Origin of the sequence: uncultured Methanobrevibacter sp. (assembly GCF_937898925.1) — an archaeon.
Classification (GTDB): Archaea; Methanobacteriota; Methanobacteria; order Methanobacteriales; family Methanobacteriaceae; genus Methanobrevibacter.
Genome location: NZ_CALDKF010000087.1, coordinates 1 through 2,729, shown reverse-complemented (window position 1 = coordinate 2,729; position 2,729 = coordinate 1). Strand labels below are relative to the sequence as shown.

Genomic DNA, 2,729 nt, shown 5'->3' with positions numbered 1-2,729 from the left:
ATTATACATTTGTTAATATATTGTTTATCATTTAAATAATTTTAGTATAAAATGGAAAAAATTAGTGATAAAAAATTAACTTAGTTGATTATCAAATAATTTTATGAAAAAATTAGAAATTATTGTAAAAAATATTTTGAAAAATGGGCAAAAATAAAATCCAAATCACAGTGCTTGAATGGGAAATGAGAAAATAAAAAATAAAGAAATAGTTATAATAAACTGTCAAAATTCTCTTGAGCGTTCTTATAGAACTTAGCCAATTCCAATCCATTTACAAAGATATGGCTAACTGTTATGGATACAGTCATCTCATAATTCTCATTGACCTTTCCCCAAGTGATTAAAGGTTGGATTGCATTTCCCGCAGCAGTTGCATTGGTGATTGAATCGAAATCAACCCAAGGGATGCATGAAAAATTGGCAACGTTTATCTTATCCCTTTCCATTGTATCCAAATCAAATGCCTTATCAACTCCTTCCAAAACATTAAGCTGATAATCCACAACATAATCATGCCATTTTAGAATGTTATAGAATCTTTGAGGGCCTTCTATCCTTATTTCCTTAAAGACTGTCTCCTCTTTATCCATTATTGGGCAAACTGCATCCAAAGACTCGAATTCAATGACCTTGCCGTCAATGATCCTTCTTCTCATTTGAGGAATATCATTCAATGCATTCATCAATGCTCCGAGTGACATGACAAAAAAGGACAAGTCCTGCTCCTTTGATTTAATCCACAAGTTTTCAACATTGACCCTTGCAGACATGGTGTATCTTGAGGAAAGGAAGTTAATGAATGGGTTGTTTTCCAAATCAAAGTCTATTTCCTTCATTTGAAACTCCTATTGAATGCAATCAATGAACAATTAAGACAGAACATTTTGCAGACTTGACGACCTTTTCCGCTACACTGCCCATCAAGAACTTATCAATTCCGCTCTTTCCTGAACTTCCCATAACAACAAGGTCAATGTCTTCCTCATCAATGGTTTCAAGAATTACCCTTGCAGGAGAACCTTCCTTAATCAATGTTCTAATCTTCACATCCACTCCACATTCGTCCCTAAGCCTTTCCACCTTCTTAAGGTTCTTTTCATTCTCTTCCTTAAGCAATCTGTTCACTTCAGAGATAGTATCGGTATCTGGAAGACCTATTGAAAAAGAGTTTTCAATTACGCTTAAAGCGATTATTTCAGCATTGTTTGTAGCTGCAATTGATAATGCATGCTTTTCAGATATGTCTGAGTATTTTGAGCCATCTGTTGGCAATAAGATTTTTTTATATAATTGTTCACTCATTTTATCACAAGCTTAGCTTTTATAAAAATTAAATTAAAATTTTTAGCTTTAGATTAATCATCTAAATTTGTCTAATTTTATTAGAATATCTTTACAATATCATTTACTTCAGTTCTATTAATCAAACTAAGATATGGATTGTTTGACTTTTGATTTATAATCATGAATTCAGCATTTTGACCTTCACCAACATATGATTTATTGATTTTTGAAGATAATGAACTGTCTACACATACATTTGTTGTTGCCATTTTCAATACTTCAACAGGTGCTATGTAATTCTTAGAGAAACCCTTCATTATCTTTAATGTAAATTCCATTTCTCTAAATAGATTAGGCCTATTTATCATTATATTGTCACTTCCAATCAATGGCTTAACTCCAGTTTTCAACACTTCAAAAAGTGGAATTATTCCAACACTCAATGCACCATTTGATCTTGGACAAATGGTGAGAGAGCTATTTGATTTGGAAAGCTGATTGATGTCATCATTCTTTGGATTGGCCATATGGACAACCTGATTGAATCCTGCTTCAAATGCCCTTTGAGGTTCGGTTTTGCCTGTCTTTTCAATTGAGGCAAATTGGTTATTTTCACTTTCAGCTACATGAATGGAAGATATCTTTCCTGCAGCTTCACATTTTTCACAGATTATTTCAGCAACTGTTGTATCGATTTCACCAAAACCGCTTAATCCAATACCATCGGCATGCTTCAGAAGCTTTCTGATAGCAACCTTGACCTGATGATAATTAGGGTCTTCGCCATAGAATGAACTGTCTCTTCCAAGAATGATTGGAGTTATTGGAATGTCCTTAGATGCTTCCTTGATAAGCTTGACTCCTTCAAGGCCACCTTCACGATAATCAATGAAATGGCTGATTCCAAGATTGTGCATATCCCACATTGAATCTCTCATGGCTTCAATGAGCTCATCATCACTTGCAGATTCCAATGCAAGATGCTTTATTCCATGAGGTGGCTTTACAACCTCATCAAGGCTTAATCCATCCCCTTCATCCTTTATGATGGAATCTCCGATATGTGTATGTGCATTTATGAATCTTGGGCATACAATCTTACCTGATGCATCTATGACTTCTCCCTCTTTTGCATCCTTGGAGATTTCTATGATGTTGTTTTCATCATCTATGACGATGTTCTCCTTTACAGGACTTAAATCAATGCCTTTTAGGATTAATCCATTTGCTATAGTTTTCATTATTAATAATTTTAAAATAAGTTTTATATATTTTTATTTAAAAAAAAATTAAAAAAAATATTAAAAAGTTTAACATAGCATTATTTAAAAAAAAATTAGAAAAAATATTAAAAAGTTTAACATAGCATTATTTAAAAAAAAATTAGAAAAAATATTAAAAAGTTTAACATAGCATTATTTAAAAAAAAATTAGAAAAAATA

Annotated in this window: 3 protein-coding genes; all 3 read right to left on the bottom strand. The window is 32.2% G+C overall.

Features of this window, described 5'->3' with window-relative positions; genetic code table 11:
- Positions 1-212: 212 nt before the first annotated feature.
- The 3 genes from Q0409_RS07150 to Q0409_RS07140 all read right to left on the bottom strand — a co-directional run bounded on the left by Q0409_RS07150 (position 213) and on the right by Q0409_RS07140 (position 2,528).
- On the bottom strand, positions 213-839 hold the full coding sequence (locus tag Q0409_RS07150; protein ID WP_298536453.1) for a CatA-like O-acetyltransferase: 627 nt from the start codon (positions 837-839) through the stop codon (positions 213-215).
- 22 nt (positions 840-861) lie between these two features.
- Positions 862-1,305: a universal stress protein gene (locus Q0409_RS07145; RefSeq protein ID WP_298536451.1), complete on the bottom strand. Its 444-nt coding sequence runs from the start codon at positions 1,303-1,305 to the stop codon at positions 862-864.
- Between the two features lie 80 nt (positions 1,306-1,385).
- On the bottom strand, positions 1,386-2,528 hold the full coding sequence (locus Q0409_RS07140; protein ID WP_298536450.1) for an amidohydrolase family protein: 1,143 nt from the start codon (positions 2,526-2,528) through the stop codon (positions 1,386-1,388).
- Positions 2,529-2,729 lie beyond the last annotated feature (201 nt).